This window comes from Xanthomonas sp. DAR33341, assembly GCF_003992815.1.
GTDB lineage: Bacteria > Pseudomonadota > Gammaproteobacteria > Xanthomonadales > Xanthomonadaceae > Xanthomonas > Xanthomonas cissicola.
In genome coordinates, this window is the sequence record NZ_QEYV01000014.1 from 1 (window position 1) to 2,028 (window position 2,028).

Genomic DNA, 2,028 nt, shown 5'->3' on the forward strand with positions numbered 1-2,028 from the left:
TTCCCGCTGCTGGAAGACGTCAACATCGGTTGGCTGCAGCAGTACCGCACCAACGCCGCGCAGCGCGTGCTGGCCAGCGGCAAGACGGCGGGCAAGATGGTCATCGGCGCCGGTGATGGCGCGGACTATCGCAACCTCGACGCGCTGGTGTTCGATGTGGTGAGCAACTTGCTGGATCCGTGGCACCGCAAGGATCCGAGCCTGGTGGTGGTGCTGGGCCGCGACCTGATGCACGACAAGTATTTCCCGATGGTCAACAAGGACCAGGCGGCCAGCGAGAAGATCGCCACCGACCTGATCTTGAGCCAGCGCCGCGTCGGCGGCCTGCAGGTGGCCGAGGTGCCGTACCTGCCGGACGGCGCGTTGATGGTCACTTCGCTGGCGAACCTGTCGATCTACTACCAGACCGGCGGCCGTCGCCGTTACATCCAGGAAGTGCCCGCACGCGATCGCATCGAGAACTACGAGTCCTCCAACGATGCGTACGTGGTCGAAGACTACGGCCTGGGCTGCGTGGTCGAGCACATTGAGATTGAGGCCTAAGCCATGGCCGACAGTCCCGCCAAGCGTCACCACAGCCGCGTGCTCGCCGAGCTGGAAGCGGCCCAGCGCGCACCGCACCAGCTGATGGCCGGTGCGACGGCCTACGAGCAGCACATGGCGCAGCTGCAGAGCGATCGCCTGCGGCTGAAGCAGATCCAATCCACCCAGGGCAAGGCAGCGCTCAAGGTGCAGCTACTGCCGACCTACGTGCCGTACTTGGCTGGCGTGTTGGCCGGCGGCCAGGGCGCGCAGGATGAGATCGTCATGACGTGCATGGTCTGGCGCATTGATGCCGGCGACTATGCCGGCGCGCTGGAGCTGGGTGCCTATGTGCTCAAGCACAACCTGCAGATGCCCGACCGCTTTTCGCGCACGGTGGGCTGCGTGCTGGCCGAGGAAGTGGCCGAGGCGGCATTGTCGGCGCAGAAGACCGGCCAACCGTTCGATGCGGCCGTGCTGGCCGACACCGCCACGCTGACCGCCGAGCAGGACATGCCCGACGAGGTGCGCGCCAAGCTGCACCTTGCACTGGCCCGTGCGTCCCTGGCGGGCATCACCGACGAGATGCCCGCCGACCAGGCGCAGCCGATCGCCGCTGCCGCTGTGGCCGACCTGCAGCGCGCCATCGCACTGCACGGCAGCTGCGGCGGCAAGAAGGATCTGGAGCGCGCCGAGCGTCTCTTGAAGAAGTTCAGCGCTGAGCCTGCAGGCGCCAGCGCATAACCGAGCGTCCCCGCAACCCTCGCCGGCTCGGGGCCGATCCACAGCAACTCTTCGCTGCGGTGACGCCCCGACCACCGGCGATTTCTTCCGAGCCATCCATGAGCGGATTCACTGCCACCGGCACCACGAGCGCCACGCCTGATGCGATCGCCAATGCACCGTTTTGGCCGGCGATCGCACCGGCCACTGTGCGGGCGAGCATGCGTCTGGATGGCACTGTCACCGATGCCCGTCTGCGCCACGCCATTGTTGCCGCCATGCTGGCGGTCAACGATGAGCTGGATGCTTGGGCGCAGACGCAGCAGGCCGCCGGCTGGGCCGCGTTGGCCGATGTACCCAGCACCACCGTCGACGGCGTCTCGCGCCGCGTGCAGCTGTACCTGCGCGCCGTCGCGTGTGCCACGGCGGTCGAGGTGGCAGAGCGTTATCGCAGCTTCGACGCGACCGACAGCGCCAACCAGCGCGCTGATGACCTGTCACCGAGCATCACCGAGCTACGCCGCGACCAGCGCTGGGCCGTGCGCGACCTGCAGAACCTGCCGCGCAGCACGGTGGAGCTCATCTGATGCGCGTGCACGCCATGCAAGGCGACACCGTCGACCTGCTGTGCTGGCGCCACCTGGGCAGCACGGCCGGCTTGGTCGAGCGCACCTACCTCCTCAATCCCGGCCTGGCCGAACTGGGCGCCGTGCTGCCGCATGGCACGCCAGTGGAGTTGCCCGAGGTAACCACCACCACAGCGGCGATGACGCCGCTTGTGCA

The 2,028-nt window shown here is 67.6% G+C and carries 4 protein-coding genes; all 4 read left to right on the forward strand.

What is annotated here, in order from left to right; all coding sequences use genetic code 11:
* The coding region (locus EO156_RS03520) for a phage major capsid protein, P2 family (protein ID WP_126936734.1) at nt 1-543 on the forward strand (543 nt) is incomplete at its 5' end.
* 3 nt (nt 544-546) lie between these two features.
* Nucleotides 547-1,266 (forward strand): phage terminase small subunit, encoded by a 720-nt coding sequence (gene gpM, locus EO156_RS03525; RefSeq protein ID WP_016851435.1) that lies wholly within the window; start codon nt 547-549, stop codon nt 1,264-1,266.
* A gap of 98 nt (nt 1,267-1,364) precedes the next feature.
* Entirely contained in the window at nt 1,365-1,832 is a 468-nt protein-coding gene (locus tag EO156_RS03530) for a head completion/stabilization protein (RefSeq protein WP_029996352.1), read from the forward strand.
* Nucleotides 1,832-2,028 (forward strand): tail protein X (locus tag EO156_RS03535; RefSeq protein ID WP_126936735.1); only part of this gene is annotated, 197 nt, incomplete at its 3' end. The genes EO156_RS03530 and EO156_RS03535, both read left to right, overlap by 1 nt.